Source organism: Tabrizicola flagellatus (assembly GCF_008271465.1).
GTDB classification, from domain to species: domain Bacteria; phylum Pseudomonadota; class Alphaproteobacteria; order Rhodobacterales; family Rhodobacteraceae; genus Tabrizicola; species Tabrizicola flagellata.
Genome location: NZ_VMDU01000010.1, coordinates 40,437 through 66,872, shown reverse-complemented (window position 1 = coordinate 66,872; position 26,436 = coordinate 40,437). Strand labels below are relative to the sequence as shown.

The window sequence follows — 26,436 nt, the reverse complement described above, 5'->3', positions numbered from 1 at the left end:
AGGCGTGGTCGCACCCGATGACATGCTGTCCGTCCTGTCGCATCAGGGGCGCGAGGCCGGGCGCTTGCCCGACGTGCTGCGCGCGCGCGGGCTGGTGGTCGAACGCGATCTTCTCGGCGTCGATGCCCGCAATCACGGCATCCGGCTCGTCGATCTGGACAGCGCGCTGCCCGATCCCCGCCTGATCGACGCGGTCGGCGTGCAGGACTGCCTGCGCCACGGGCTTGTTCCCTGGCAGCGGGTCGGCGACGTGACCATCGTCGCCACCTCGCGGCCGGCCGAGTTCGACCGCCTCCGCCCGATGCTCGAGGCGCGGCTCGGCCCTGTCGCCGCCGGCATGGCGTCGGGCAGGTCGATCCTCGACGCGATCCATGCCCGGCGCGGGGACCGGCTGGCGCGGGCCGCGGAAAACCGGGTCGCCGAGGCCGAAAGCTGCCGCTCCTGGCCACGGCTGCACCAGGCACCGCTGGCAATGGCCTGCCTGGGTCTGATCCTCGCCGGGCTGGTCTTCGCGCCCCTCGCCACCGGCCTTTCCGCCCTGACCTTCGCGGTCGTGTCGCTGGCCTGCCTGACCGCCCTGAAGATTGCCGCCACCCTGGCCGCGCTGCGCCCCGCCGGTGCGGCACCCGATCCCGCCAGCGATGCGATCCCGCCCGTCGTGTCGATCATCGTGGCGCTCTACCGCGAAGGCGACATCGCGCCGCGCCTCGTCCGCCGCCTCGCCCGGCTCGACTACCCGGCCGAGCTGCTGGATGTCATCCTCGCGGTCGAGGCCGAGGATACCGTGACCCTCGACGCGCTGGCGCAGGCCGAGCTGCCGCCCTGGATGCGGGTGGTCGTGGTGCCGGACGGCCAGGTCAAGACCAAGCCGCGCGCGCTCAACCATGCGCTCGACCATGCGCGCGGGGCCATCATCGGGGTCTATGACGCCGAGGACGCGCCCGAGCCCGACCAGCTGCGCAAGGTCGTCGCCCGGTTCCAGCGGTCGGGGCCCGAGGTCGCCTGCCTGCAAGGCGTGCTCGACTACTACAATCCCCGCACCAACTGGCTGTCGCGCTGCTTCACCATCGAATATGCCGGCTGGTTCCGCCTGGTGCTGCCGGGGCTGGCACGGCTGGGGCTCGTCGTGCCGCTCGGCGGCACCACATTATTCTTCCGCCGCGACGTGCTGGACAGTCTGGGGGCCTGGGATGCCCACAACGTGACCGAGGATGCCGATCTCGGCATCCGCCTTGCGCGCCATGGCTACCGGACCGAACTGATCGACACCGTCACCTTCGAGGAGGCGAACTGCCGCCCCCTGCCCTGGATCAAGCAGCGCTCGCGCTGGATCAAGGGCTACATGATGACCTGGGTCGTGCACATGCGGGCGCCCCGGCAGCTCTGGCGGCAGCTTGGGCCACGGGGTTTCCTCGGCTTCCAGGTGCTGTTTCTCGGCACCATCGCGCAGTTCCTGCTGGCACCGCTCCTGTGGTCCTTCCTGCTCCTGTCCTTCGGCGTTCCACACCCGCTGTCGGCTGTCCTGCCCACGGCAGCGATCTGGGCCATCGCCGGGAACTTCTTCCTGTCCGAGGCGACCAACATCTTCGTCGGCGCGCTCGGGCTCAGCCGGACAAGGCATGGCCTCAGCCTGCTCTGGGTCCTGACCCTGAAGGTCTATTACCCGCTGGCCTCGCTTGCCGCCTACAAGGGCCTTCTGGAACTGGCCACCCGCCCGTTCTACTGGGACAAGACCACGCACGGCCTCTTCGATCATGCCACGGGCGACAAGGACTGACCCGGTCCGCGGCAGCAACCCGGTTGCCCGACCAGCCGTCCCCTGCCTCAGCGCATGCGCAGTTCGCCTGCGTCCACCCTCAGCCGGGTCTCGAAGGCCTGGCTGATATGCGACTTCAGCGCCTGGTAGGCCGCCTCGCCGTCGCCCGCCTCGATCGCGGCGACGATTTCCGCATGTTCGGCCAGCGCGACCTCGTCGCGGCCCTCGGCGGCAAAGGAGGTGTTCGCCATCAGCGCCATCGAGCGATGCACGAGGTCCAGCTGCTGCACCAGAAAGCGGTTGTGGCTGGCCAGATGGATCTGCTTGTGAAACCGCTTGTTGGCCCGGCTCAGCGCCTTGGGGTCCCCGCCCAGCAGCGCGCGGTCCTCGGCGACCATGCTCTTCAGCACCCGCACCTCCTCGGGCGTGGCATGGCGCGCCGCCAGCCGCGCGGCCAGACCTTCCAGCTCGGTGCGGACCGCGTAGAGCTCCGCCAGCTGGTTGTGGTCGAGGCTCGCCACGATCAGGCTCCGCCCGTCGCGCGTCAGCATCGCCTGGGTCTCCAGCCGCTGCAGCGCCTCGCGCACCGGCGTGCGGCTGACCCCCAGCCGCTCGGCCAGCTCGCTTTCGACCAGCCGGTCGCCGGGCTTGTAGACCCCGGCCTCGATCGCTTCCATGATCAGCGTGTACGCGTCTTTCTGCACCAGTTCCGTCCCCCCTTGCGCGGCCCGGACCATAAGCCCCGCGCGCCCCTGCGATCAACCCTTCCCAATACCGCAGCCCCGGACTACATCCCGACCCATGCCGAAACAGGATTTCGCCCACGTCACCACCTGGGTCTTCGACCTCGACAACACCCTCTATCCACCCGAGATGCGGCTTTTCGACCAGATCGAGGTCCGCATGACCGACTGGGTGATGCGGGCGCTGAAGGTCGATCGCGCGCGGGCCGACCACCTGCGCGCCTATTACTGGCAGACCTACGGCACCACGCTTGCGGGGCTGATGCGCGAACACGACGTGGACCCCGGCCCCTATCTGACCGAGGTGCACGACATCGACTTCTCGGTCCTGGCGCCCGATCCGCGGCTGGCGCGCGCCATTGCCGGCCTTCCCGGCCGCCGGATCATCTATACCAACGCCTGCGCGCCCTATGCCGAGAAGGTCCTGGCCGCCCGTGGCCTCGCCGGCCTGTTCGACGCGATCTACGGCGTCGAGCATGCCGATTTCCACCCCAAGCCGGATGCGCAGGCCTTCGCCACCGTCTTTGCCCGCGACGGCCTCGACCCCGCGCGCGGCGCGATGTTCGAGGACGACAGCCGCAACCTCGCCGTCCCGCATGGCCTCGGGATGCGGACCGTCCATGTCGCGCCGGCACCCGAGCCCGCGGACCACATCCACCACCACACCGACGACCTCGCCGCCTTCCTGGCCCGACTTGCGGAGTGACAACCGGTCACATCCCCTCGCCGCGCGGCTGCCCTAAATAGCAGCCGGATACAACAGCACAGGACGCCCGATGACCCTTGCCACCACCGACCTCGCCCGCCGCCCATCCCTGCCCGGCCGCATCGCCCGCAGCCTTCCCGTCATCGGTCGCGTGATCCGCGACATCGAACGCGAGGCCGACAGCCTCTTCTACCTGTTCGTGATCGCCCTGACCGCCCTTGTCCTGGCGATCAAGACCTGGGGCCTGCCCGCGCTGGTGCTGACGGCGGTCGGCTTCGTGCCGGTGATGTTCGTCATCCTCGTGATCCTCGCGCGGCCCTGAGACGACCTGTCCACTGGCCCCCCGCAGCGTGCTGACCTATGCTGGTGACGCGAAGGGGGCCATGATGCGCGAAACCACCGACATCCTGATTTCCGGCGGCGGCGTGGCCGGGCTGACGGCCGCCTGCGCCTTCGGCTCGGCCGGGTTCCGCGTGATCTGCGTCGATCCCGCCCCCCCGGTGACCGCCGCCGACGACGACGGCGCCGACCTGCGCACCACGGCCTTCCTGCAACCCTCGATCCCGGTGCTGCAGGCCGCCGGGCTCTGGTCGCGCCTCGATCCCCATGCCGCGCCGCTGCAAGTCATGCGCATCATCGACGCCGGCGGACCCGAGCCCGAGGCGCGCCTGACGCGCGACTTCGACGCCGCCGACATCTCGGACGCGCCCTTCGGCTGGAACCTGCCGAACTGGCTTCTCCGGCGCGAGATGGTGGCGCGCCTTGCCGAATTGCCGAACGTCAGCTTCCGCCCCGGTGTCGGTTTCGCCCGCATGCTGCCGCGCGAGGCGGAAGCCCTGGTCACCCTGACCGATGGCACGCAGGTCTCGGCCCGGCTGGTGGTCGGCGCAGACGGCAGAACGTCTCCGGTGCGCGAAGCCCTCGGGATCGCAGCGCAAACCATCCGCTACGGCCAGAAGGCGCTGGCCTTCGCCGTGGCCCATGATCTGCCGCACCAGAACGTCTCGACCGAGGTGCACCGCACCGGCGGCCCCTTCACGCTCGTCCCCCTGCCCGACCGCGACGGCCGCCCGGCCTCGGCCGTCGTCTGGATGGACAGAGGCCCCGAGATCGCCCGCCTGGCCACGCTTCCCGTCCCGGCGTTCGAGGCCGAGATGACCTCCCGATCTGCCCATGTCCTCGGGCCGTTGACCCTGATCTCGCGCCGGTCCGTCTGGCCGATCATCAGCCAGATCGCCGACCGGCTCTCCGGCCCCCGCGCCGCGCTCATCGCCGAGGCCGCGCATGTCGTCCCGCCGATCGGCGCACAGGGCCTGAACATGAGCCTCGCCGACCTGGCCGCGCTGCTGGCTCTGGCCGAGTCGCACCGCGACGATCCGGGACAGCCTGCCGTCACCGAGGCCTACCACCGCCAGCGCCACCTCGAGGTGCGCGCCCGCGTGACCGGGATCGACCTTCTGAACCGCGCCTCGATGGTCGGGGCGCCAGCCTTGCGCGACCTGCGCGCAAAGGCGCTGGATGCGCTGTATTCCGTACGCCCCGTGCGGCAGATGCTGATGCGTGCGGGCCTTGGGGTTGGCCACCAGGCCCCTACGGCAAAGCCGCTCTGACCGTCTGTGCGCTCTTGCACATAGCAGACGCACCTTTGTCAAACCGCATGAAACTTCGGTAACATGTGAGCGAAAAGGCACTGACGAGGCGCTGATCCTTCAGGATTTCCGCGCATCGCGCCTGCAAGATGCACGGCGCATCACAGATGGGCGAGGTGCCGCGACCGCTCCGTGATTTCACTTTCCGGCCCCGCCACCCCACATATCGCTCACCGCCAGACGAAGGGCGGGATCCGAAAAACCGGAAGGAATCCAAAATGAAAAGCTTTGCACTCGTCACTGCTCTCGTTGCCGCGACCGCCACGGGCGCCTTTGCCCAGCAGGCTCCGGTGCAGCTCTCCTCGGCCATCCAGTCACAGATCCTGGCCTGGATCCCCGATGCCGACCTGTCGAACCTGAGCAATTCGCAATATGCCCAGATCGTCTCGCTGTTCGCCAGCTCGGACAACCTCGGCGCGGGCGACAACCCGGCCGGCGCCGTCAAGGCGATCCTGTCCAACGCCCAGTGATCGTCAGCGTGACTGCTGAAACGCACAGGCCGGATGCTCCCTTCCGGCCTGTGTGTCGTCAAAGCACCGCGTCGACCGCCCGCTTCAACCGCGCGACCGTCGCGTCCACATCCTTCAGCTTGTCCAGCCCGAAGAGACCCAGCCGGAACGTCCTGAACTCCGGCCCCTCGCCGACCTGCAAGGGCACCCCGGCCGCGATCTGCAAGCCTTCGGCCCGGAACTTCGCGCCGTTCTGAATATCCGGGTCGGAGGTATAGCTCACCACCACCCCCGGAGCCTGGAAGCCTTCGGCGGCCACGGACGGAACCCCCTTCTCGGCCAGCATGGCCCGGACCGCCCGACCCAGCGCCCATTGCGCGGCCTTGGCGGCCTCGAACCCCATCGCCTTCGTCTCGACCATCGCATCGCGGAAGCCGACAATCGCATCCGTCGGCATCGTTGCATGATAGGCGTGGCCGCCCTTCTCGTAGGCCTCCATGATCGCGCGCCACTTCCTCAGGTCCAGCGCGAAGGAGTTCGACGTGGTCTCTGCCAGCCGCGCCTCTCCCGCCGGCGACAGCACCACCACGCCCGCGCTGGGAGAGGCCGACCACCCCTTCTGCGGCGCCGAGATCAGCACATCGACCCCGGTCGCGGCCATGTCCACCCAGACGCAGCCCGAGGCGATGCAGTCCAGCACCATCAGCGCGCCCACTTCATGCGCCGCCGCCGCCATCTTGGCGATATAGTCGTCGGGCAGGATGATCCCCGCCGAAGTCTCGACATGCGGGGCGAAGACCGCCTCGGGGCGGACCTCGTGGATCTTCGCCACCACCTCCTCGATCGGCGGCGGGGCGTAAGGCGCGCGGGCGTCGTTGCCGGTCTGCCGGGCCATGACCACCGTCGTCTCGGCCGCGAACCCGCCCGCCTCGAAGATCTGTGTCCAGCGATAGCTGAACCAGCCGTTGCGGACGATCAGCACCCGGCCCTTGCCGAACTGCCGCGCCACGGCCTCCATCGCATAGGTCCCGCCCCCCGGCACCAAAGCCACGGCGGAGCCCTTGTAGACCTCCTTCAGAAGGCCCGAGACATCGCGCATCACCCCCTGGAACCGGGCCGACATGTGATTGAGCGAGCGGTCGGTGAAGACGACCGAAAACTCCTCCAGTCCCTCGGGGTCGATGTGCGCGTGCAATCCGGGCATCTCAGGTCCTTTCCGAAACCTTGTGGCGGGCGCGGGCCAGCCAGTCGGGGTTGATCTCCACCCCCCAGCCGGGGGCCTCCGTCACCGTGGCATGGCCGTCCTCGATCCGGTAGGGATCGTTCAGGAACAGGCCCTGCTGCCACGGATAGTAGTCTAGCCCCTCGATGGAAAACTCAAGGTATTTGCCGGGGTTCGGGATCGCGCGCAAAAGGTGCATCGTGCAAAGCGTCACCAGGCCCAGGTTCGCCGCATGGGGGGTGATCGGCAGGCCGGCCGCCTGACCCATCCGGCAGACCTCCAGCGTGCGATAGATCCCGCCCAGATACATGATGTCGGGCTGCAGGATGTCCACCGCCTTGTGTTCGATCGCCAGCTGCCAGGCGGTAAACTCGCAATCCTGCTCGCCGCCCGCCACGTCGAGGGTCAGCGCGGCGCGGACTTCGGCGGTCTGGTCCACCTCCCAATAGGGACAGGGTTCCTCGAAATGGCCGATGCCGTGGTCTTCCAGCATCCGGCCGACCTCGATGGCGCGGGCCGGGGAATAGCAGGAATTGCCATCAACAAGTTTCTCAACATCATCGCCTAGTGCCCTGGAAACAATTGGAATTATCGCCTCGGTGCGTCCCGGCCATTCGTCCTGGTCGCGCCCCACTTCCGCGCCCACACGCCACTTGAAGGCGGTGAAGCCATGCGCCTCGCGCAGGCGCAGGAAACGCTCCGCCTCGGCCTCGGGCGTGATGTCGCGCTTCATCGACGACGCATAGGCCCGCACCCGGCCGGGCGTGCCGCCCAGAAGCTCCACCACCGGCTTGCCCAGGGCCTTGCCGCGCAGGTCCCAGACCGCGGTGTCCAGCCCCGCCTGTGCGCGGCGCAGGTAGCTGCCCGGGAACTTGTGCTCGCGCTCGAAGATGCGGCGCAGCGTGTCCTCCAGGTCCTCGACCGCCGTGCCGAGAGCATAAGGCGCGACCTGCCGGTGGAAGATTTCCGCAGTGATGTCGGCCTGATAGGTCGAACACTGGCCCCAGCCCACATCGCCGGTATCCGCCGTGACCTTCACGAAGCAGACGTATTGCGTATCGAAGGTTTCCAGCTTCGCGATCTTCATGGCCTCTCCCGGGTTCCGCTCGTCGTGCGCCTTCGGCTTCTCCTCGCCAGCGACGAGCGCATGAAATGCGACGAGGAGCGGCCCCGACCCTAGCCGCCAAAGATCACGCTTTCCCGACCGTTTCCGCCACGCCCAGGGGTCCGGGGCGACGTTCCTCGGTCAGAAGCACGTTGGCCTCGACGTTGCCCACCCCCGGCAGCGTCATGATCCGCCGCCGCAGCACGCGCTCGAAATCCGCGATGTCGCGGGCCACGACCCGCAGGCGATAGTCGAACAGGCCCAGCACATGCTGCACCACCTGCACCTCGGGAATGGCCTGCACCGCGCGCTCGAAATCCTCAAGGCTCACCCGGCCTTTCGTGGCCAGCTTCACACCGAGGAATACCGTGACCCCGAAGCCCAGCGCCTCGCGGTCCACCTCGACCGCCAGCCCCTGCAAGACCCCCGCCTCCTCAAGCCGCCGCACCCGCCGCCAGGCCGCCGGCTGCGACAGGCCGAGCCGCCGCCCCAGCTCGCCGGCCGACAGCGTGCCGTCCGCCGCCAGAGCCCGCAGGATCGCCCGGTCGGTGTCGTCGAGATCGATCACAACGGAAGCCCCCCCGTCTCCTTGATCGTCGCCACCAGCATCAGCGCCTCGACCTCGGCGATATGCGGCAGGGTCAGGATCCGGTCGCGGTAGATGCCGGTCCAGTGGCCCATGTCGCGGGCGATCACGTTCAGCCGCACGTCCACCCGGCCGAGGAAGGTCTCGATCCCGATCACCTCGGGCACCTCGCGCGCCGCCGCGATGAACTCGTCGAAGGCGCGCGGGTTGGTCTTGTCCAGCGTGAAGCGCAAGCTGACCTCGACCGCATAGCCCAGGGCTCGCCAGTCGATCCGCGCGCCCTCCGACCGTATCACCCCGCCCGCCCGCAGCCGGTCGAGCCTGCGCCACAGCGTCGCCGGCGTCACGCCCGCACGCTCGGCCAGCACTGCACGCTCCAGCCCCGGCTCGGCAAGCCAGTGGCGCAGGATGCGGCGGTCGGTGTCGTCTATCTGCATGAATTTTCCGTTGAACGGCGCTTACAGGAATGATCCTTCGCACATCTGCCGGTAATCGTCAAAGATTGCACGGGTCACGCGACGGAAATCCCTATTGTCGCGCCATCGACACCAAGGAGGACGCCCGATGCGCGTTTACTACGACCGCGACTGCGATGTGAACCTGATCAAGGACAAGAAGGTCGCCATTCTCGGCTATGGGTCCCAGGGCCATGCCCATGCGCTGAACCTGCGCGACAGCGGCGCGAAGAACGTCGTCGTCGCCCTGCGCGAAGGCTCGCCCAGCGCAAAGAAGGCCGAGGCCGAGGGCCTGAAGGTCATGGGCATCGCCGAGGCCGCCAAGTGGTGCGACCTGATCATGTTCACCATGCCGGATGAACTCCAGGCCGCGACCTACAAGCAGTATGTCCACGACAACCTGCGCGAAGGGGCCGCCATCGCCTTCGCCCACGGCCTCAATGTCCACTTCGGCCTGATCGAGCCGAAGAAGGGTATCGATGTCATCATGATGGCGCCGAAGGGCCCCGGTCACACCGTGCGCGGCGAATATGTCAAGGGCGGCGGCGTGCCCTGCCTCGTGGCCGTCCACCAGGACGCGACCGGCAAGGCGATGGAAATCGGCCTTAGCTACTGCTCGGCCATCGGCGGCGGCCGCTCGGGCATCATCGAGACCAACTTCCGCCAGGAATGCGAAACCGACCTCTTCGGCGAGCAGGCCGTGCTCTGCGGCGGCCTCGTGGAGCTGATCCGCATGGGCTTCGAAACCCTGGTCGAGGCCGGCTACGAGCCCGAGATGGCCTATTTCGAATGCCTGCACGAGGTGAAGCTGATCGTGGACCTGATCTACGAAGGCGGCATCGCGAACATGAACTACTCGATCTCGAACACCGCCGAATACGGCGAATATGTCTCGGGTCCGCGCATCCTCCCGCGTGAGGAAACCAAACGGCGGATGAAGGAAGTCCTGCACGACATCCAGACCGGCAAGTTCGTGCGCGACTTCATGCAGGAAAACGCCGTGGGCCAGCCCTTCTTCAAGGCGACCCGCCGGCTGAACGACGAACACCAGATCGAGAAGGTGGGCGAAAAGCTCCGCGCCATGATGCCCTGGATCGGCAAGGGCAAGCTGGTGGACAAGGCGCGGAACTGATCGCGTCCTCACGGCAAGGAAAAGGGCGCCCCGCGGGCGCCCTTTTTCGTTGCCCCCGGCCGCGCGCCGGGCTTTACCGGAGCAGAGAGACGGTAGGCCGAAGATGCGCAGATGGATCCCCTTAGCCCTGATCGCCCTGGCGATCCTGTGGTTCGTCCTGACCAATGTCGGGGCCTCGATGGCCCTGAACGACCTCGCCAGCCGCCCGATCACCGGCCTTGCCCGCGACGGCGCGACCATCCCCGTCCAGCCCAGCGGCCGCGCGCCGCTGCCGGGCGAAGCGCGCGGGCTCGCCGGACAGGGCACGATGTTCGGCTTCAGCCTCGTCTTCGCCCTGCCCGACGGCGGCCTCGTCACCTGCACCCAGCGGTTCACCCGCCTCGGCTGCAGCGACGGCTGGCAGGCGCTGCGCTAGACCAGCGGCACGCCCCGGCGCCGCAGCATCTCCACCCGCCGCACGCGCACCTCCAGCGGCAGGAGGAACGCCACGCCGCCATACTTCCCGTCCTTCGCCAGGGTCGAGACCGGCGCATGCGGGTCGCGCATCCTCTCCCTGGTCCGCTCCTTCGAGATCAGCGCCAGCACGGCCACCGCCAGCAGGGTGAACAGCGACAGGAACGGCACGATGGCACCATCAATCATCTTGGCCTCCATGGGTCAGGGGCACCCCATCGGTGCCCGTCACCGGGTCAACGGCGCCGCCGGCTTCGGGTTCCCTCCCCCATCGCGCCCCCCATCGCTCGCCCATGGCCCGCCTTGACAAGTCCCGGCCGTGCCGCGAACCCTTGGCCACCCGAAGGCGAGCGCCCGACGCATGACCACCCTGATGATCCTGATGCCCACCGGCGGGCAGATCGACACCCCCGCCGTCCACAGCCTGCTGGGCCTGACCCAGGCGCTGCAACGTCGCGGCATCCCCTTCGCGCTCAAGACCTACGAATGGTCCGACCTGGTGATCTCGCGCAATTACCTCGTCTCCTGCTTCCTGGCCGACAAGCAGTTCACCCATGCGCTGCTTCTGGACAGCGACATGAGCTATCAGCCGCAGCTGTTCTTCGACCTCCTCGCCTTCGACGCCGATTTCACCGTCGCGGCCTACCCCCAGCGCCAGATGCGCTGGCAGCAGTTCCGCGCCGCCATCGAACGCGAGGCCGCAAAGCCCGTGGCCGAGCGCGCCTCGACCGCCGACCTTCTGGCCGAGACGCTGCGCTACAACGTCGCCGATGTGTTCGAGACGGGCGAGCCCTGGCCCTTCGAGGTCCGGGGCGGCTTCCGCAAGGTGCCGGGCGCGGGCACCGGGTTCATGCTGATCCGCCGCGCCGTGCCGGAACGGATGGTCGCGGCCGGGGTGGCCCTGCCCGTGCCCGGCTTCAACGGCCCGGGCTATCCGGGCGCCGATTTCCACGATTTCTTCAGCCACCTGCGCGGGCGCGGCGGGGCGGTCATGCACGGCGAGGACACCTCGTTCTGCCGCCGCTGGATCGAGGGCTGCGGCGGCGAGATCTGGTGCCACGAAACCGCGCAGATCACGCACCATGGCCGGCTCGCCTATCGCGGCGACTACGCCCTGGCGCCGAAACCTCAGGGCCGGCCGGGCTGAGCGCCCGATCTTGCGCACCGCCCACCGGCAGAGCCGTCGCCCGGACCGGCGGCTGCCCCGGACCGGCTCGTTGCCTCTCCGTCTCAGTCCTCTGGTCCGCCCGGAAGGGCCACCATGGCCTCGGGCGGCCACAGCGCACGATCCTGCGGCCAGAACCGAACGCCGTCCTCGCCCGCGACGGCCCAGCTGGCAAAGACACCCTGGCTGGCCGGGTCCAGATAGAGGATCGCCCAGTCCGTCTCGCAACTGTATTTCAGGCAGGCCTGGCCCAGATAGCCCTTCGCCGTCAGATCGCCCGAGCCGAGATCCGAGATCCGCTCGGCAAAGGCCGCATAATCCGGCCCGAGGCCCGCCTGCAGCGCCTCGAGGACCGGGGTCAGCTTCAGCGCCTCGACCGGGTGCTGCCCGGCCAGGCTGTCGAAAGCCTCCCAGCCCGAGGTGCCCCCGAAGGCCACCGGCGGCCCCTGGACGAACCCCTCCGCCGGGGTCCAGGTCCAGACCTCGCCGGGCTCCGAGGGCAGCGGTTCGGTGGAGAAGACCAGCGAATCGGGCCTGACTTCCAGCGCGAACTCCCGGCAGCCCTCCAGAGGGCCGTAAAGCCCTGCCTTGCCGCCCTCTGGCAGCGCCAGCACGAAGGGCGCCGCGCCGCAGGCATTTCCGCCCGATCCCGCAATCCCGGTCAGCACGCTCAGCCCGCCCAACGCCTGCGCGGCCTCGTCCAGGAAGATCACGCCGTTCTCGTGCAGGACCTCGCCATCGACGACCAGCGCGGCGCCGCCCATCCCGTCCTCGGCGACCGTCACCTGGTGGCCGGCGACCTGCCGCTCCTCGGCCAGAGCCGCCGCGGCCCAGACCACCGCCGCCAGCGCCAGCGCCCCCGCACGATCATGCATCATCCGCTCCTCCCGTCGTTGCATGGCCCCGGATCCTGCCCGCCCCGCCATCCCCGCGCAAGGCCGGAAAGCCGGAGGGAGGCTTGCGCGAAAAAGCTTAAGACCAGGTTAATGGAAAATCACAAAGCCTTGACTTTGTTTTGAAATCCGGAAATGTCCACCGTGGACAGTCCCGGCTCAGACCGCCGCTTCCACCGCGCCCACGATCTCGTCCACCACCGCGACCAGCAGCGCCTCGTCCTCGCATTCGGCCATCACCCGGATCAGCGGCTCGGTTCCCGACTTGCGGATCAGGATCCGCCCCCGCCCCTCGATCCGCCGCTCGGCGCCCTCGATCACCTGCCGGACCGAGGCGACGTCCAGGGGCCGCGCTCCGGCCGAAAAGCGGACGTTCTTCAGAAGCTGCGGCACCGTCTCGAAGCTGCGGGTCAGCTCCGATGCGGGCCTGCCGGTGCGCACCATCTCGGCCAGGAACTGCAAGCCGGCCACAAGCCCGTCACCGGTGGTGGCATAGTCGGTCATCACGATGTGGCCCGACTGCTCGCCGCCCAGGTTGAAGCCGCCCTCCCGCATCCGTTCCACCACATAGCGGTCGCCGACCGCCGTCCGCTCCAGCCGAAGGCCGCGGGCCGCGAGGAACCGCTCCAGCCCCAGGTTCGACATCACCGTCGCGACCAGCGCCCCGCCCTGCAAGCGTCCCTCGTCCGCCCAGCGCGCCGCCAGGAGCGCCATGATCTGATCCCCGTCCGCCACCCGGCCGGTCTCGTCCAGGATCATGATCCGGTCGGCATCGCCATCCAGCGCGAGGCCCACATGCGCGCCATGGGCCACCACCGCCTCGGCCGCCGTGTCGGTATGGGTCGAGCCGCAGCGGTCATTGATGTTGGTTCCGTTCGGCGCCGTCCCGATCGGGATGACTTCGGCGCCCAGCTCCCACAGCACCTCGGGCGCGGTGCGGTAGGCCGCCCCGTTCGCGCAGTCCACCACCACCTTCAGCCCGTCCAGCCGCAGGCCGGTCGGGAAGCTCGTCTTGACGAACTCCTCGTATCTGCCGCGCCCGTCCTCGATCCGCTTGGCACGGCCGATGTTTTCCGGCTTTGCGGGGGCGATTTCGCCCTCGATCATCGCTTCGATCTCTGCCTCGGCGGCATCCGACAGCTTGAAGCCGTCCGGGCCGAAGAACTTGATCCCGTTGTCCTGGTGCGGGTTGTGGCTGGCCGAGATCATCACGCCGACATCGGCCCGCATCGACTTGGTCAGGAACCCTACCGCCGGTGTCGGCACCGGGCCCAGAAGCAGCACGTTCATGCCCGTGGAACAGAACCCCGCGGTCAGCGCGTTCTCCAGCATGTAGCCGGACAGCCGCGTGTCCTTGCCGATCACCACCCGATGCGCGCCCGATCCGTCGCGGCGGAAATAGCGCCCCGCCGCCGCGCCCAGTTTCAAGGCCAGCTCCGCCGTCATCGGCCAGCTGTTTGCCCTGCCCCTCACGCCATCGGTGCCGAAAAGCTTGCGGCTCATGCCTCGTCCTCCAGATGATCGGTGTTCAGCGCCTGCCACAGTCGCAGCGCCTGCCGCGTCTCGGCCACGTCATGCACGCGCAGGACCTGCACCCCCTGCGCCACCCCGGCCAGCGCAGTGGCAATCGAGCCCGGCGCGCGAGTCTCGGGCGCCTCGGCCCGGCCGATCGCGCCGATGAAGCGCTTGCGCGACGTTCCCATCAGGATCGCACAGCCCAGGCCGTGAAACAGCGACAGCCCGCGGATCAGCGCAAGATTGTGGGCCTGCGTCTTGCCGAAGCCGATGCCGGGGTCGAGCACTATCCGCGTCCGGTCGATCCCCAGCGCCTCGGCCCGTGCCAGCCGCTGGGCCAGAGCGTCATAGACATCCAGAAGCACGTCGCCGTAGAGCGGATTGTCCTGCATCGTCGCCGGCACGCCCTGGGCATGCATCAGCACGACGGGGGCCGACAACCTGGAGACCAGCGGCCCCAGTGTCGGGTCGAAATCGAAAGCCGAGACATCGTTGACGATGCTCGCCCCCGCCGCCAGCGCCGCCTCGGCCACCAGCGCCTTGCGGGTGTCGATGCTGATGGGTGCGCCCAGCCCGCCATCCCGCAAGGTCCGGATCACCGGGGCGGTGCGGGCGATCTCTTCCTCCGCTGGCACTTCGGCGGCGCCGGGGCGGGTGCTTTCGCCGCCCACGTCGATGATCTCGGCCCCCGCGGCCATGGCTTGCGCCTGCGCCAGCGCCGCCTCGGGTGCAAGGAACCGGCCCCCGTCCGAGAAACTGTCGGGCGTCACGTTCAGGATGCCCATCAGGCGCGGGCGGTCCAGCGTCAGCCCGGCAAAGGCGGGGCGCGGTGCAGTCAGGCGGTGCAGGACCGGCGCAGGCACTTCGGAGGCCGGGATGATCCGGCCCTGCGCCGCGCGCGACAGAACCTCGACCCGGTCGAACCAGCACCAGCCGCCGGCCAGCGCGAAGGCTCCGGCAGGCCGGGCCGGATCGGTCATCGCAATCGGGCGAAAGTATTCCATGGCCCCGGAGTGGCCGAAGCCCGCCGGCTTTTCAAGGGGGAAGCCTCAGGCCCGCCGCACCGGAACGCGGCTTCCCGCCGGGACTGCAACCTCACCGTGAACAACCAGCGCCGTGGCCGACATCGTTTCCGCAAGCCACAGCGCCAGGCCCACCGGATCGGTCCCCTTCGGCCCATCCACCGCGTCCAACACCAGTTTCGAGGGCGCCCAGACCACCGTCTGCCCGCGCTTCATCGCCCAGTCGATCTCGGTCCGCGTCGCCACCACCACGCAGCGCGGGTCGCGCGCGGCGAGCGTCCAGGCGTTCTGCTCGATCGCCAGGAGGTCCACCCGGCGCTGGGTCGGCTTGTGCCCGGTCACCGGGCGGGCAAGGTCCGGCAGGCCCACGGTCAGGATCATCGGCAGCCCCTCGGCCTGCAGCGCATCCAGCCGCGCCGACAGGTCCGGCGCCTGGATCGTGGCATTGTCCAGATGAACGACCAGCGGGTGCACCGCCTCCATCCCGTCGCGCCCGGCCCGCTGCACCGGGATCTCGGCGCGCGAGCGGGCGATCTCCACCCCAAGGGCATAGGGGCCGATGTCGAGCTTCTCGATGCGGATGAAGACCCGCATCGCGGCGGGTTCTGCCAGGATCCGTTCCGCCACCCGCTCGGCCAGCGTCTCCAGAAGGTTCAGCCGCTCGGCGGCGAGTTCGGCGGCGATGGCCTCGGTGATACGGTCGTAGGACAGGATCCGGTCCACGTCGTCCTCAAGCGGCCCGGTCACCGGGCGCACCTCGACCACCACGTTGAAGCGAAGGCGCTGCTTGTGGCCGCGTTCCTTCTGGAAGGCGCCGATCTCGGCCTCGACGATGTGGTCGCGCAGGCTGATCCGGTCGCGCGGGGCCGCCCCGGCGGATGCCTCGGCCCGATCCTCGGGATGGGCGAAAGCCAGCTCTATGTCGCTCATCGGGGTCCTCCGCCGTTCGGCCCCTCATACCACGCGCGGCGCGCGGGCCAAGCGGGAAGGCGTCGGGGAAGCCGCGATTGGCGACATCACCCGCGCGAGCCGGGCTGGCGGTAGAACACATGCGCCCCGATCGAGGCGGTGCGGGGAAAGCGCTTGGACCAGCCGGGCCTCACGCCCCTTGTATGGAAATGGGTCGCCCCTTCGGTCAGCCGGCGCGGCGCCCCGTCCAGCATGGCGCGGGCGATCCGGCCGGCAAGGTCCGCCGCCTCGCGCTCGCGCATCTTCGTGCGGCCGTTGCAGACATAGGAGAACTGGCAGTCGTTGCCCACGCGCTGCTTGACCACGCCGCAGACCGTGCGCGGGTAAAGCGGGCTGTCCTTCCGGTTCAGGATCACCTCGGCCACGGCGATCTGGCCTTCCAGGCTTTCGCCGCGCGCCTCGAAGTACAGCGCCTCGGTCAGGCATTGCCACTCGGCATCGCCCGAAGGCGCGGGCTGGGCCATCAGCCAGTCCTCGGTGATGCCCCCGGTCAGGGCATCGGCGGGCAGCGTGGCCGAAAGATCGGGGGCGGGAAGCCGCTTCAGCTCGGTGCCGTAAGAGGCCGGAATGGGCGTCAATCCGAACATGCTGGCCTTCCAGCCGGTCTCCGCCATTGCCGGGCCGATCGCCAGGCCCAGGGCCAGCGCCAGCGTCGCTAGGTTGCGTATCATTCTGCTCTTCCGTCTTTGGTTTCCCGGCGGAAGTTCCCCCGCCTTGGGCCAAGCAGCGGGGCAGTTAGGCGAGGCGGCGGGGCGGGTCCACCACTGTTGCAGAATTACAACGAAAATCCATGCTGCATGAGCGAAATACCGCCGAAAATACTTAAGAATTCGCTACAATTAATTGTTCTTAAACGGTTTTCTTTCGATCTGCCAGCGCAAGGTGCGCCGCGGCCAGCCGGGCCATGGGCACCCGGTAGGGCGAGCAGGAGACATAGTCGAACCCGGCGCGGCGGCAGAAATCGATGGATTCCGGGTTGCCGCCGTGTTCGCCGCAGATCGAAAGTGTCAGATCTTTCCGTGTCTTGCGGCCCCGCTCGGCCCCGATGTGCAACAGCTCTCCCACCCCGTCCACGTCGAGGATGTGGAAGGGATCCTCGGGGAAGACGCCCTGCCGGACATAGGTGTTCATGAACCGCCCCGCGTCGTCGCGGCTCAGGCCATAGGTCATCTGCGTCAGGTCGTTGGTGCCGAAGGAGAGGAAGGCCGCATGCTGGGCGATGTCGCCCGCTCGCAGCGCCGCGCGCGGGGTTTCGACCATGACACCCAGCTTGAAGTCGAAACCGGCTCCAGCCCTGGTGCGCACCATGGCGGCGACGGCGTCGATCCGGGTCTTGATCAGCTCCACCTCGCGGCGGGCGCTGACCAGCGGAATCATGATCTCGGGCACGACCGGGGCGCCGCGGCGGGCCGATTCCAGCGTCGCCTCGAAGATCGCCTGCGCCTGCATGTCGTAGATTTCCGGCAGAACCACCCCCAGCCGCACCCCGCGCATCCCCAGCATGGGGTTCACTTCGGTCAGCGCCTCGGCCCGGCGGGTGACTTCGGACAGCGGGCGGTCCAGCGCCTCGGCCAGCTCGCGCAGGCCCTCGCGCGTCTGGGGCAGGAATTCGTGCAGCGGCGGGTCGAACAGACGGATGCAGACCGGCAATCCCTGCATGATTTCAAATAGCTGCACGAAATCCGCCCGCTGCATCGGCAAAAGCCGCGCCAGCGCCGCCGCCCGGTCGCCCGGCGCATCGGCGAAGATCATCTCGCGCATGACGACCAGACGGTCCTCGTCGAAGAACATGTGTTCCGTGCGGCACAGGCCGATGCCCTCGGCCTCGAACTTGCGAGCGGTCTCGGCGTCCGAGGGCGTGTCGGCATTGGCGCGCACCCCGATGTCGCGCACCTCGTCGGCCCAGGAGAGCAGCCGGCGGAAACTGTCGTCCAGCGCCGGGGGCAGCATCTCGGCCGCGCCGGCCAGCGCCTCGCCCTTGGAGCCGTCCAGGGTCACCAAGTCGCCCTCGCGGAAGACCCGCCCATCCGCCGCGACCATCTTGCGGTCGCGGACATCCAGCCGCAGGTCCGAGGCCCCCACCACGCAGGGCAGCCCCAGCCCGCGCGCGATCACCGCCGCATGGCTGGTCATGCCGCCGCGTTCCGTCAGCACCGCCACCGCCGAATGCATGCCGCGGATGTCCTCGGGCGCGGTCTCGCGGCGGACGAGGATGCAGGCCTCGCCCCGCGCCGCCGCTGCCTGCGCCGCGCTCGAGGAAAAGACCAGAACCCCCGTCGCCGCGCCGGGCGAGGCCGCGATGCCCCGCGCGATCACGTCGCGTTCCCCGCGCGGATCGACCTGGTGGTGGAGAAGCTCGGACAAGGCGCGGGGCTCGACCCGCAGGACGGCCTCTTCCTTCGGGATGATCCCGTCCTCGGCCAGCGCCACGGCGATCCGCAGGCCCGCCCGGGCCGACCTCTGCACCTTCACCGCGTCGAGCACCGCAAGCCGGCCGTCCTCGATGGTGAACTCGATCTGCATCTCCTCGCGCAGGCGGGTGCGGCAGGTGGCACCGTATTCGACCAGCGTGGCGAAGATCTCGGGCGCCACGTCCTCCAGCGAGGGCCCGCGCGGGTCGCGGGTCAGATACAGCGCCTCGGTCGTCTTCAGCGCGTCGCGGCCCTGGCTTTGCCCCAGGTAGCGCCCGGTGATCTGCGCCAGACCGGTGACCGGATCGACGAACTGGATCACGCCCGACCCGCTGATCCCCTGCCCGATTCCCTGCGCCATCTCCTGCACGACCAGGCCCAGCGCCGCATCCTCGGGCGCGCCCTTGGCCTGGCGCAACAGGCGGGCCGAGGTGCCTTCCCAGGCACGCGCCATCGACCGCAAGACCTCGGCCAGCTGGCGCGCGGGATCCTGCGGGAAGGGTTCGTCGGTCTCGACCTCGTAGTCGCGCAGGGCCTCCTTCAACGCCCCCGGCCCCGGCTTCAGCCCGTCGAACACGTCGGGGTCCAGCCGTGCGACGTGGATCGCGTAGGCCTGGACGAAGCGCAGATACAGCGCATCCGCCGCCGTCTCGCCATGCGTCTCGGCCAGCCGGGCATGGCGCTTGGCGTTCAGCCCGATGTTCAGGATCGTCGCCGGCCCGCCCCAGTCGGGGTTGGCGGGGCTGGGGCGGACGCTGATCAGCGGCCCGTCACCGAAATGGTCGAGGATCCCCTGCACATCCACCCCGTGACCGGCCGCGATGGCTCGCACGGTCGAGGCCGGCAGCGCCACCGACTTCGGCACCGGCAGGTCCAGCCGCACCAGCCGCTGCAGGCATTTCGCCCGCCAGCCATGCGTCGCCGTCGCGATCTGCGCCGAGGGCGTGATCCGGGCGAATTCGGCGATGGGATCGTGTTTCTGCACTGCGGCACCCGATGTTCAGGCGCAGCATACGCCGAAAGGACCGTCACGCAAGCGTGACATGTCAGCCGTGTGACGAATCCTTGGGCGATGCGCGAACCGGAGGACCCAAGCGCCTCCCCTCCCCCTCGTGGGGAGGGGATGGGGGTGGGGGGCGTCGCGACAGGCCCCCCACCCTCTCCCTCCCCCACGAAGGGGGGAGGGAAGAGCCCCTGCCTGCGGCGTCTTCGCGGAAGATCAGCCCTCGATGCGGCTCAGGTCGGCGACGCCGGAACAGACCGCCCGGATGCGGTGCAGAAGGTTCAGCCGGTTGCGCCGCACCACCGGATTGTCGCTGTTCACCTGCACGGCGGTGAAGAAGGCGTCGATCGGCCCGCGGAGGGCAGCCATCGCGGCCATGGCGGCGGCGAAATCCTCCTGCGCCATGGCCGGGGCGATCGCCGCCTCGGCGGTGTCGAGCGCCGCAAAGAGCGCCCGCTCCTCCTCGGTCTCGGCAAACTTCACATCCGCGCCGAAAGAGTATTCGACCCCGTCCTTCGCTTCCGCCTGAGCCAGGATGTTGTTCGCCCGCTTGAAGCCCTGCAACAGGTTCGACCCGTCCTCGGTCTTTAGAGTCGCGCTCAAGGCCGTCGCGCGCCTGACCAGCAGCAGCAGATCATCGCTGCCCGGCATGGCGAGGCATGCGTCGATGACATCGTGGCGGATTCCCTGATCCCTGAGATACACCTTGAGGCGATCATGGAAGAAAGCCAGGAGGTCGAGCGCGGCCGACATCCCATGCGGACCGGCCGCCGCGTGCCGGGCGATGCCCCAGGCCACGATCTCTGCCAGCGAGGCCCGCACCCCATTCCCCAGCACCAGCCGGATCACCCCCAACGCCGCCCGGCGTAGCGCGAAGGGATCCTTCGACCCCGTCGGCTTTTCGTCGATGGCCCAGAACCCGGTCAGCGTGTCGATCTTGTCGGCCAGCGCCACGGCGACCGAGACCGGCTCGGACGGCACCGAGTCACCCTCCCCCTTCGGCCGCCAGTGATCCCGCGCGGCGTCGGCGACCGCTGGCTTCTCCCCCGCCGCCAGCGCATAGTATCGGCCCATCACGCCCTGCAACTCGGGGAACTCGCCCACCATCGCCGACCGCAGGTCCAGCTTGGCGATCCGCGCAGCCTTCTCGGCGTCGTCGGGATCGGCCCCGACCAGGGGCGCAATCTCCCGAGCCAAAGCGGCGATCCGCTCCACCCGCTCGGCCTGAGACCCGAGTTTCGCGTGGAAGGTCACGGCCTTCAGCCCCTCGGCCCACTCGCCCATCCCGGCCTTCGCCACCCGCAGGTCGTTCTCCCAGAAGAACTTCGCGTCCGACAGGCGGGCGGCCAGCACCTTCTGGTTCCCCTTCAGGATCACCGCGCCGCCGTCCGGGGCCTCGATGTTGGCCACCGTCACGAAGCCCTCGATCCGCCCGGTCTTGGGGTTCCGCACCGAGAAGAACTTCTGGTGCTCCTTCATCGAGGTCTGCAACACCTCGGGCGGCAGCGACAGGAAATCGTCCGCGATCCGCCCCATCAGCGGCACCGGCCATTCGACAAGCCCGGCAACCTCGGCCAGGAGGCCGGGGTCGGGCACGACCTCCATTCCGGCGGCGAAGGCCAGGTTCTGCGCGCCCTGCCAGATCGCCGCCTCGCGCTCGGCGCTGTCCAGCACCACCTTCGCGCGCTTCAGCTTGACCACATAGTCGTCGAAGCCCGTGACCACGAAACGCCCGTTGCCCATGAAGCGGTGGCCCTCGGTCGTGTTGCCGGCCTTGATGCCATCAACTTCCATCGGCACGACATGCGCCCCGCCCTCGTCCGACAGGATGCACAGGATCGACTGCAACGGCCGCACCCACCGCAAGGACCCCGAGCCCCAGCGCATCGACTTCGGCCAGGGAAAATTGCGGATAGCGGCGTCCAGAACCTCGGCCACGATCTCGGGCGCCTTGCGGCCGGGCTTCTCGATCACGGCATAGAAGGTCTCGCCCTTCCTGTCCGCCCGCCGTTCCAGCTGGTCCAGCGTCAGGCCGGTGGACCGCAGGAAGCCCTCGATCGCCTGCTGCGGCGCGCTTGTGGCCGGACCCTTGCGCTCTTCCCGCACCGGGCGGCTTTCGGTCGTCAGCCCTTCGACCGACAGGACCAGCCGGCGCGGGGTGGAGAAGGCTCCGGCAGAGGCATAGGTCAGCCCGGCCTCGACCAGCCCGTCGGTGACCAGCTTGCGCAGGTCGTCGCGGGCCCTGCCCTGCATCCGCGCCGGGATTTCCTCGGAGAAAAGCTCGATCAGCAGGTCGGGCATGGTCAGTCCTTCAGAGAGGCGTTGGTCTGCTGCCAGGCATAGGCGCGGCCATCGGGAAAGACCGCGACGACGCGGTCCACGCCGGGGTGGATCTCGGGTTCGGAGAGGAAGGCCAGCGCCTCGCCGGTCTCCAGCGCCCGGCCGATGGCGGCGGCATCGAAACACGGGAAGTTCGACGGCGCGACCAAGGGCTCGGCGCCCTCGTAGATCCGGTAGGTCTCGCTCAGCATGGCCAGGCTCAGCGGCGTGGTGAAACAGGCGCGGAACTTGATCGGCGAGGAGGCCGCGTCGATCCCCTCGATCCCGTTGACCACGATCGCCTCGGGCGGGCCGCCGGCGACGGGAACCAGCCGGATCTCGGCACCGGGCTGGAAGGCCACGGGCTCGTAATAGGCGCGTTCGGCGGTGTACCACAGGAACCCGCCGGCGATCAGGGCGACGATCACGATGGCCCCCACGATGATCTTGCCCGCATTCACTGATCCGCCCCCGCCTCGGTCTGCCGGAAGGCATCGGCGCATTTCTTCGCCAAGGCCCGCACCCGGCCGATATAGGCCTGCCGTTCGGTCACGCTGATCACGCCCCGCGCGTCCAGAAGGTTGAACAGGTGGCTCGCCTTGATCGTCTGGTCATAGGCGGGATGGGCCATGACGATGCGCTTGCCCGATTTCGGGTCCTCGGCGGGGAAAGCGAGCAGACGTTCGCATTCGGCTTCGGCATCCTCGAAATGCCGCAACAGCATCTCGGTCGTGGCACCGTCGAAGTTGTGGCGGCTGTATTCCTCTTCCGTCTGGCGGAAGATGTCGCCGTAGGTCAGCGGGATCGGCGCGTCCGGGTCGTTGAACGGCATGTCCATCACATGGTCGATGCCCATGACATACATCGCCAGCCGTTCCAGCCCGTAGGTCAGTTCGCCCGACACCGGCTTGCAGTCATGCCCGCCGACCTGCTGGAAATAGGTGAACTGGCTGACCTCCATCCCGTCGCACCAGACCTCCCAGCCCAGGCCCCAGGCGCCCAGCGTCGGGCTTTCCCAGTCGTCCTCGACAAAGCGGATGTCGTGCAGGGCCAGGTCGATGCCGATGGCGGCAAGGCTGCCGAGGTAAAGCTCCTGCAGGTTCCCCGGGCTCGGCTTGATGATGACCTGATACTGGTAATAGTGCTGCAGCCGGTTCGGGTTCTCGCCATAGCGCCCGTCCGTCGGCCGGCGCGAGGGCTGGACATAGGCCGCGGCCCAGGGCTTCGTGCCAAGGCTGCGCAGCGTGGTCGCCGGGTGGAAGGTGCCCGCGCCGACCTCCATGTCATAGGGTTGCAGCACGGCGCAGCCCTGTCCGGCCCAGTAGCTCTGGAGCCGCAGGATGATCTCCTGGAAACTTCTGGGCGTGGTCGAGGTGGCGTCGGACATCGGGGACCCCGGGACAGCGGCGAAACTCGCGCCTTCCCTATCCGGCGGGCAGGATAGGGTCAATTCCGGAAAGAACCTGCGCAATCGTGACCTGATCCGCGCCGGTTCGCCCTTGCCGCGGCGCGCTCCATGGCTAATGTCGGCGCGATCCTCTACCGGCTTCGGGACCCGTTCATGTTCAGACCTTTTGCGTTTGTTGCCCTTCTCCTCGCCGCGCTGAGCCTTGCGCCCGCCCGGCACGCAGACGCGCAGGAGGGCCGGGTCTGGGTCCAGGTCGAGGCGCATCCCGACCTTGCCACGGCGCTCGACCGCGCACGCGCCTATGCGTCCGAATTCCCTGAAACCGTCGGCTTTGCCCTCGGGTCGGGCTGGTATGGCATCGCACTCGGCCCCTACCCCGAGGACGAGGCGCCGATCCGTCTGGGACTTCTCAAGCGCGACCGCCGCATCCCGTCCGACAGTTTCGTTGCCGATGGCGCCCGCTATGGCGACCGGTTCTACCCCGAGGACGGGGCGGCCCTCGCGATCCCCGAAGCACTGACCGCTTCCGAGCCGGCAGCATCACCTGCCGAGCCCGCCCCCGCACCGGACCCCGTCTCCCTGCCCGACGAGACCCGCCAGGAGGCCCGCGACAGCGAGGCGCTGCTGACACCCGAGGAACGGCGCGAGCTCCAATCCGCGCTGCAATGGTTCGGCTTCTACACCAGCGCCATCGACGGCGCCTTCGGTCCCGGCACCCGCAACTCGATGGCCGCCTGGCAAGAGGCGCAGGGGCTGGAGCCCACCGGCATCCTGACCACCCGCCAGCGCCGGGCACTCCTGGACGCCTGGTCCGCCGAACGCGCGGCCTTCGGCTTCACCGAGGTGGTCGAGGCCGAATCCGGCATCACCGTCACGCTGCCGTTGGGCCTGGTCGAATTCGACCATTACGAGCCGCCCTTCGTTCACTACCGCGGGAAAACCCCGGATGCCCCGAAGATCGTGCTGATCTCGCAGCCGGGCGACCAGGCCGCGCTGTACGGGCTTTACGATGTGCTCCAGACGCTGGAGCAGGTGCCGCTCGACGGCCCGCGCGAGCGCAACGAACGCGGCTTCCGCATCCGCGGCACCTCGGCCAAGGTGGACACCACGATCTCGGCACAGCTGAAGGGCGGGCGGATCAAGGGCTGGATGCTGATCTCCACCCCCGGCAATGCGGCCCGCGACGCCCGGATCGTCAAGGCGATCGAGGACAGCTTCTCGCCCGATGGCGCTTCGGTGCTTGATCCCGGCATGGCGCCGATGGGCGCCGAGACCCGCGCCGGGCTCCTCGCGGGGCTCGAAGTCCGGAAACCGCGGCTCAGCCGAACCGGCTTCTTCGTCACCCCGGACGGCGCGGTCGTCACCACGACCGAGGCGGTCGAGGGCTGCACCCGCGTCACCATCGACCGCACGACCGAGGCGACCGTCAGGCTTGCGGACGCAACCACCGGCCTGGCGGTCCTGACTCCCAACGCCGCACTGTCGCCACGCGCCGTCGCGGGCTTCGCAACCGCCTCGACCAGGCCCGGGTCCGAGATCGCGGTGCCCGGCTATTCCTACGAGGACCGCCTGCCCGCCCCGGTCATCACCTTCGGCACCTTCGAGGATGCAACCGGACTGAACGGTGAGACCGCGCTTTCCCGCCTGGCGTTGCAATCCCTGCCCGGCGATGCCGGAGGCGCGGTTCTTGACACGTCCGGCAGCGTCCTGGGCATGTTGCTGCCGCCGCAGCCCCGGGACGGCAAACTGATGCCTGCGGGGGTAGCCTTCGCTCTATCGGCCGCCGAGATTACCCGGCTTCTGGGCCCGACCGGGATCACGCCGGCGGCCACCTCCTCGACCGCGCCGCTTTCGCCTTCAGCCCTGTCCGAGACCGCCACCGGGATCACGGCGCTGGTCTCCTGCTGGGACTAACCAGGGCCGCTGCTCCTCGGGGACCTCGTCCCTCGGCGCGGCGCCCCCCGACGAGAAGACGCAGTCGCACGAGGAGGGGTGGTCAGCGCACTACCGCCGCCAGAAGCTCGGCAGCACCATTACCAGAATTGCCAACAGGCCAAGGCGGCCCAGGATCATGCACAGCGTCATGATCGCGATGGCGCCGGGTGGAAAGTCGATGAAGGTGCCGGTGCGCTCGACCAGGGGGCCGAAGCCGTAGCCAATGTTGCCCAGCGCGGTCCAGACCGCGAACAGGGCCGAAACCGTGTCCACCCCGATCAGCGTCATCGCCACGCTCATCACGCCGAGGATCAGGATGAAGCTCGACACGAAAAGGATCAGCGCGTTCAGCACGTCGTCCTCGACCGCGCGCCCCTGGTAGCGGATCGGATCGACGCTGGAGGGGCTGCCGATCCGCCGGATCTCGCGGCCGAGGACGGCGATCACCAGCTGCACCCGGAACACAGACAGCCCCGCCGCCGACGAGCCTGAACAGGCCCCGATCACCCCGACCACGAAAGCCACGACCAGCATGAACCCGCCCCAGCCGGCGAAGCTGCCCGCGCCGTAGCCGGTCGAGGACATGATGGAGGCCAGGTTGAACAGGCTTTCGCGGAAGGCCTGCTCGAAGCCGGTGTTCGTCGTCCACGCCCGCCAGATCGCCACCGCCAGCACGGCCATTCCCAGCCAGCGGGCGTAGGCGCGGACCTGGGCATCCTGCCACAGCGGCAGCGCGGTTCCGTTCATCAGCTGCACATAGCGGATGTAGGGCAGGCTGGCGAGGAACATGAACAGCGCCCCGGCATAGTGGACCGGCGGGGCATAGACGGAAAACGAGGCATCGTTGGTGGAAAAGCCGCCCGTCGCGACCGTGGTCATGCCATGCACGACCGCCTCGAAGGCCGGCATGCCGAGCATGGCATAGACGGTCATCGTCAACACCGTCAGCGCCAGATAGACGATCAGAAGCTGCTTGGCGATGTCGGTCGCCCGCGGCAGCACCTTGCCGAATGTGTCGAAGCCTTCGGTCCGGAAGAACTGCATGCCCCCGATCCGCATCAGCGGCAGGAAGATCATCGCGATGAAGGCGATGCCGAGGCCCCCCAGCCAGTTCAGCATTCCGCGCCAGAGGTTCACGCTCTGCGGCTGTTCCGCGAGGCCCGTGATGACCGAGGCACCGGTGGTTGTGATGCCCGAGACCGCCTCGAAATAGGCGTTCAGGAGGCTCAGCCCCGGCGCGCCGATCCAGAACGGCAGCGCGCCGAAGAAAGGCACGAGGAACCAGATGCCGGCGGTAAGGAGATAGGCCTGCCGCGTGTCCAGCGCCTGACCCAGCGCGTTGCCGGTGGACAGCGTCAGCGCCGCGCCCGTGACGCCGGTCAGCGCGGCCGAGGCAAGGTAGGCATGCCCGTTCTCCAGCCCCGCGCGCCAGTCGATGATGGCCGGGGCCAGCATCAGGATCGCCAGGACGATCAGGATGCGGCCGATGACATAGGCGACGGGGCGGAAGTCAACCATGGTTGGGCATGGCTACGCGGCC

The 26,436-nt window shown here is 68.8% G+C and carries 25 protein-coding genes; 9 read left to right on the top strand and 16 right to left on the bottom strand.

From position 1 onward, the window contains the following. The first annotated feature begins 4 nt into the window (after window positions 1-4). Entirely contained in the window at window positions 5-1,777 is a 1,773-nt protein-coding gene (locus FL625_RS13260; RefSeq protein WP_235019413.1) for a glycosyltransferase, read from the top strand. A 47-nt stretch (window positions 1,778-1,824) separates the two neighbouring features. On the opposite strand, the gene FL625_RS13255 is transcribed toward FL625_RS13260, so the two are convergent. Beyond that, window positions 1,825-2,460, bottom strand: a complete 636-nt coding sequence (locus FL625_RS13255) for a GntR family transcriptional regulator (protein WP_149589160.1) — start codon at window positions 2,458-2,460, stop codon at window positions 1,825-1,827. Between the two features lie 97 nt (window positions 2,461-2,557). Here FL625_RS13255 and FL625_RS13250 point away from each other — a divergent pair, with 97 nt between their 5' ends. The 4 genes from FL625_RS13250 (at window position 2,558) to FL625_RS13235 (ending at window position 5,324) form a co-directional block, all read left to right on the top strand. After that, window positions 2,558-3,205 carry a pyrimidine 5'-nucleotidase gene (locus FL625_RS13250; RefSeq protein WP_149589159.1) on the top strand — a complete coding sequence of 216 codons (648 nt, stop codon included), beginning with the start codon at window positions 2,558-2,560 and terminating at the stop codon, window positions 3,203-3,205. Between the two features lie 70 nt (window positions 3,206-3,275). Then, window positions 3,276-3,527: a hypothetical protein gene (locus FL625_RS13245; protein WP_149589158.1), complete on the top strand. Its 252-nt coding sequence runs from the start codon at window positions 3,276-3,278 to the stop codon at window positions 3,525-3,527. A 61-nt stretch (window positions 3,528-3,588) separates the two neighbouring features. After that, window positions 3,589-4,815, top strand: coding sequence for a UbiH/UbiF family hydroxylase (locus tag FL625_RS13240; protein WP_149589157.1), 1,227 nt, complete (start codon window positions 3,589-3,591; stop codon window positions 4,813-4,815). A gap of 257 nt (window positions 4,816-5,072) precedes the next feature. Continuing rightward, window positions 5,073-5,324 (top strand): hypothetical protein, encoded by a 252-nt coding sequence (locus FL625_RS13235; protein WP_149589156.1) that lies wholly within the window; start codon window positions 5,073-5,075, stop codon window positions 5,322-5,324. Window positions 5,325-5,382: 58 nt separating this feature from the next. Here the strand turns inward: FL625_RS13235 and FL625_RS13230 are convergent, their stop codons facing one another. The 4 genes from FL625_RS13230 to FL625_RS13215 all read right to left on the bottom strand — a co-directional run bounded on the left by FL625_RS13230 (window position 5,383) and on the right by FL625_RS13215 (window position 8,653). After that, window positions 5,383-6,507: an aminotransferase class V-fold PLP-dependent enzyme gene (locus FL625_RS13230; protein ID WP_149589155.1), complete on the bottom strand. Its 1,125-nt coding sequence runs from the start codon at window positions 6,505-6,507 to the stop codon at window positions 5,383-5,385. A gap of 1 nt (window position 6,508) precedes the next feature. After that, entirely contained in the window at window positions 6,509-7,612 is a 1,104-nt protein-coding gene (locus tag FL625_RS13225; protein ID WP_149589154.1) for a mandelate racemase/muconate lactonizing enzyme family protein, read from the bottom strand. A 103-nt stretch (window positions 7,613-7,715) separates the two neighbouring features. After that, complete coding sequence (locus tag FL625_RS13220; RefSeq protein ID WP_149589153.1) at window positions 7,716-8,198, bottom strand: Lrp/AsnC family transcriptional regulator; 483 nt, start codon at window positions 8,196-8,198, stop codon at window positions 7,716-7,718. After that, the gene (locus FL625_RS13215) at window positions 8,195-8,653 is read right to left on the bottom strand and encodes an Lrp/AsnC family transcriptional regulator (RefSeq protein ID WP_149589152.1); all 459 of its coding nucleotides are present in this window, start codon (window positions 8,651-8,653) and stop codon (window positions 8,195-8,197) included. Before FL625_RS13215 ends, FL625_RS13220 begins: the two co-directional genes overlap by 4 nt. Window positions 8,654-8,780: 127 nt before the next feature. On the opposite strand from FL625_RS13215, the gene ilvC reads away from it, so the two are divergent. After that, the gene (ilvC, locus tag FL625_RS13210) at window positions 8,781-9,803 is read left to right on the top strand and encodes a ketol-acid reductoisomerase (protein ID WP_149589151.1); all 1,023 of its coding nucleotides are present in this window, start codon (window positions 8,781-8,783) and stop codon (window positions 9,801-9,803) included. A 103-nt stretch (window positions 9,804-9,906) separates the two neighbouring features. Beyond that, on the top strand, window positions 9,907-10,218 hold the full coding sequence (locus FL625_RS13205; RefSeq protein ID WP_149589150.1) for a hypothetical protein: 312 nt from the start codon (window positions 9,907-9,909) through the stop codon (window positions 10,216-10,218). Here FL625_RS13205 and FL625_RS13200 read toward each other — a convergent pair. Then, window positions 10,215-10,445: a hypothetical protein gene (locus tag FL625_RS13200; protein WP_149589149.1), complete on the bottom strand. Its 231-nt coding sequence runs from the start codon at window positions 10,443-10,445 to the stop codon at window positions 10,215-10,217. The two genes, FL625_RS13205 and FL625_RS13200, sit on opposite strands and share 4 nt — an antisense overlap. Window positions 10,446-10,617: 172 nt before the next feature. Between FL625_RS13200 and FL625_RS13195 the strand changes: the two genes are divergently transcribed. Continuing rightward, window positions 10,618-11,403: a hypothetical protein gene (locus FL625_RS13195; protein ID WP_149589148.1), complete on the top strand. Its 786-nt coding sequence runs from the start codon at window positions 10,618-10,620 to the stop codon at window positions 11,401-11,403. An 83-nt stretch (window positions 11,404-11,486) separates the two neighbouring features. On the opposite strand, the gene FL625_RS13190 is transcribed toward FL625_RS13195, so the two are convergent. The 9 genes from FL625_RS13190 to FL625_RS13150 all read right to left on the bottom strand — a co-directional run bounded on the left by FL625_RS13190 (window position 11,487) and on the right by FL625_RS13150 (window position 22,940). Then, window positions 11,487-12,320: an Ivy family c-type lysozyme inhibitor gene (locus FL625_RS13190; RefSeq protein WP_149589147.1), complete on the bottom strand. Its 834-nt coding sequence runs from the start codon at window positions 12,318-12,320 to the stop codon at window positions 11,487-11,489. Between the two features lie 153 nt (window positions 12,321-12,473). Further along, the gene (gene glmM, locus FL625_RS13185; RefSeq protein WP_149589146.1) at window positions 12,474-13,817 is read right to left on the bottom strand and encodes a phosphoglucosamine mutase; all 1,344 of its coding nucleotides are present in this window, start codon (window positions 13,815-13,817) and stop codon (window positions 12,474-12,476) included. After that, a complete protein-coding gene (folP, locus tag FL625_RS13180; protein WP_149589145.1) occupies window positions 13,814-14,833 on the bottom strand; it encodes a dihydropteroate synthase in 1,020 nt (339 codons plus the stop codon). The genes glmM and folP overlap by 4 nt, the downstream gene beginning before the upstream one ends. Before the next feature lie 45 nt (window positions 14,834-14,878). Continuing rightward, window positions 14,879-15,781 carry a dihydroneopterin aldolase gene (locus tag FL625_RS13175; RefSeq protein WP_149589144.1) on the bottom strand — a complete coding sequence of 301 codons (903 nt, stop codon included), beginning with the start codon at window positions 15,779-15,781 and terminating at the stop codon, window positions 14,879-14,881. Between the two features lie 86 nt (window positions 15,782-15,867). Continuing rightward, the gene (locus FL625_RS13170; RefSeq protein WP_200833947.1) at window positions 15,868-16,491 is read right to left on the bottom strand and encodes a cell wall hydrolase; all 624 of its coding nucleotides are present in this window, start codon (window positions 16,489-16,491) and stop codon (window positions 15,868-15,870) included. A 178-nt stretch (window positions 16,492-16,669) separates the two neighbouring features. Further along, window positions 16,670-19,216: a putative PEP-binding protein gene (locus FL625_RS13165; RefSeq protein ID WP_149589143.1), complete on the bottom strand. Its 2,547-nt coding sequence runs from the start codon at window positions 19,214-19,216 to the stop codon at window positions 16,670-16,672. Between the two features lie 234 nt (window positions 19,217-19,450). Then, window positions 19,451-21,535, bottom strand: coding sequence for a glycine--tRNA ligase subunit beta (gene glyS, locus FL625_RS13160; protein WP_149589142.1), 2,085 nt, complete (start codon window positions 21,533-21,535; stop codon window positions 19,451-19,453). Between the two features lie 2 nt (window positions 21,536-21,537). Continuing rightward, window positions 21,538-22,014, bottom strand: a complete 477-nt coding sequence (locus FL625_RS13155) for a DUF6446 family protein (protein WP_354001256.1) — start codon at window positions 22,012-22,014, stop codon at window positions 21,538-21,540. Next, window positions 22,011-22,940 (bottom strand): glycine--tRNA ligase subunit alpha, encoded by a 930-nt coding sequence (locus FL625_RS13150; RefSeq protein WP_149589140.1) that lies wholly within the window; start codon window positions 22,938-22,940, stop codon window positions 22,011-22,013. Before FL625_RS13150 ends, FL625_RS13155 begins: the two co-directional genes overlap by 4 nt. A gap of 129 nt (window positions 22,941-23,069) precedes the next feature. On the opposite strand from FL625_RS13150, the gene FL625_RS13145 reads away from it, so the two are divergent. Then, the gene (locus tag FL625_RS13145) at window positions 23,070-24,875 is read left to right on the top strand and encodes a serine protease (protein ID WP_235019412.1); all 1,806 of its coding nucleotides are present in this window, start codon (window positions 23,070-23,072) and stop codon (window positions 24,873-24,875) included. 90 nt (window positions 24,876-24,965) lie between these two features. On the opposite strand, the gene FL625_RS13140 is transcribed toward FL625_RS13145, so the two are convergent. Further along, on the bottom strand, window positions 24,966-26,414 hold the full coding sequence (locus FL625_RS13140; RefSeq protein ID WP_149589139.1) for a TrkH family potassium uptake protein: 1,449 nt from the start codon (window positions 26,412-26,414) through the stop codon (window positions 24,966-24,968). Window positions 26,415-26,436 lie beyond the last annotated feature (22 nt).

Excerpts from the sequence above, each read along its gene's own strand:
- FL625_RS13145 (WP_235019412.1), top strand. The coding sequence starts at position 23,070 with ATGGCTAATGTCGGCGCGATCCTCTACCGGCTTCGGGACCCGTTCATG.
- FL625_RS13190 (WP_149589147.1), bottom strand. The coding sequence starts at position 12,320 with ATGCAACGACGGGAGGAGCGGATGATGCATGATCGTGCGGGGGCGCTG.
- FL625_RS13140 (WP_149589139.1), bottom strand. The coding sequence starts at position 26,414 with ATGGTTGACTTCCGCCCCGTCGCCTATGTCATCGGCCGCATCCTGATC.
- folP (WP_149589145.1), bottom strand. The coding sequence starts at position 14,833 with ATGGAATACTTTCGCCCGATTGCGATGACCGATCCGGCCCGGCCTGCC.
- glyS (WP_149589142.1), bottom strand. The coding sequence starts at position 21,535 with ATGCCCGACCTGCTGATCGAGCTTTTCTCCGAGGAAATCCCGGCGCGG.
- glmM (WP_149589146.1), bottom strand. The coding sequence starts at position 13,817 with ATGAGCCGCAAGCTTTTCGGCACCGATGGCGTGAGGGGCAGGGCAAAC.
- FL625_RS13200 (WP_149589149.1), bottom strand. The coding sequence starts at position 10,445 with ATGATTGATGGTGCCATCGTGCCGTTCCTGTCGCTGTTCACCCTGCTG.
- FL625_RS13175 (WP_149589144.1), bottom strand. The coding sequence starts at position 15,781 with ATGAGCGACATAGAGCTGGCTTTCGCCCATCCCGAGGATCGGGCCGAG.
- FL625_RS13235 (WP_149589156.1), top strand. The coding sequence starts at position 5,073 with ATGAAAAGCTTTGCACTCGTCACTGCTCTCGTTGCCGCGACCGCCACG.
- FL625_RS13150 (WP_149589140.1), bottom strand. The coding sequence starts at position 22,940 with ATGTCCGACGCCACCTCGACCACGCCCAGAAGTTTCCAGGAGATCATC.
- FL625_RS13240 (WP_149589157.1), top strand. The coding sequence starts at position 3,589 with ATGATGCGCGAAACCACCGACATCCTGATTTCCGGCGGCGGCGTGGCC.
- FL625_RS13250 (WP_149589159.1), top strand. The coding sequence starts at position 2,558 with ATGCCGAAACAGGATTTCGCCCACGTCACCACCTGGGTCTTCGACCTC.
- FL625_RS13245 (WP_149589158.1), top strand. The coding sequence starts at position 3,276 with ATGACCCTTGCCACCACCGACCTCGCCCGCCGCCCATCCCTGCCCGGC.
- FL625_RS13225 (WP_149589154.1), bottom strand. The coding sequence starts at position 7,612 with ATGAAGATCGCGAAGCTGGAAACCTTCGATACGCAATACGTCTGCTTC.
- FL625_RS13205 (WP_149589150.1), top strand. The coding sequence starts at position 9,907 with ATGCGCAGATGGATCCCCTTAGCCCTGATCGCCCTGGCGATCCTGTGG.
- FL625_RS13215 (WP_149589152.1), bottom strand. The coding sequence starts at position 8,653 with ATGCAGATAGACGACACCGACCGCCGCATCCTGCGCCACTGGCTTGCC.
- ilvC (WP_149589151.1), top strand. The coding sequence starts at position 8,781 with ATGCGCGTTTACTACGACCGCGACTGCGATGTGAACCTGATCAAGGAC.
- FL625_RS13230 (WP_149589155.1), bottom strand. The coding sequence starts at position 6,507 with ATGCCCGGATTGCACGCGCACATCGACCCCGAGGGACTGGAGGAGTTT.
- FL625_RS13195 (WP_149589148.1), top strand. The coding sequence starts at position 10,618 with ATGACCACCCTGATGATCCTGATGCCCACCGGCGGGCAGATCGACACC.
- FL625_RS13170 (WP_200833947.1), bottom strand. The coding sequence starts at position 16,491 with ATGATACGCAACCTAGCGACGCTGGCGCTGGCCCTGGGCCTGGCGATC.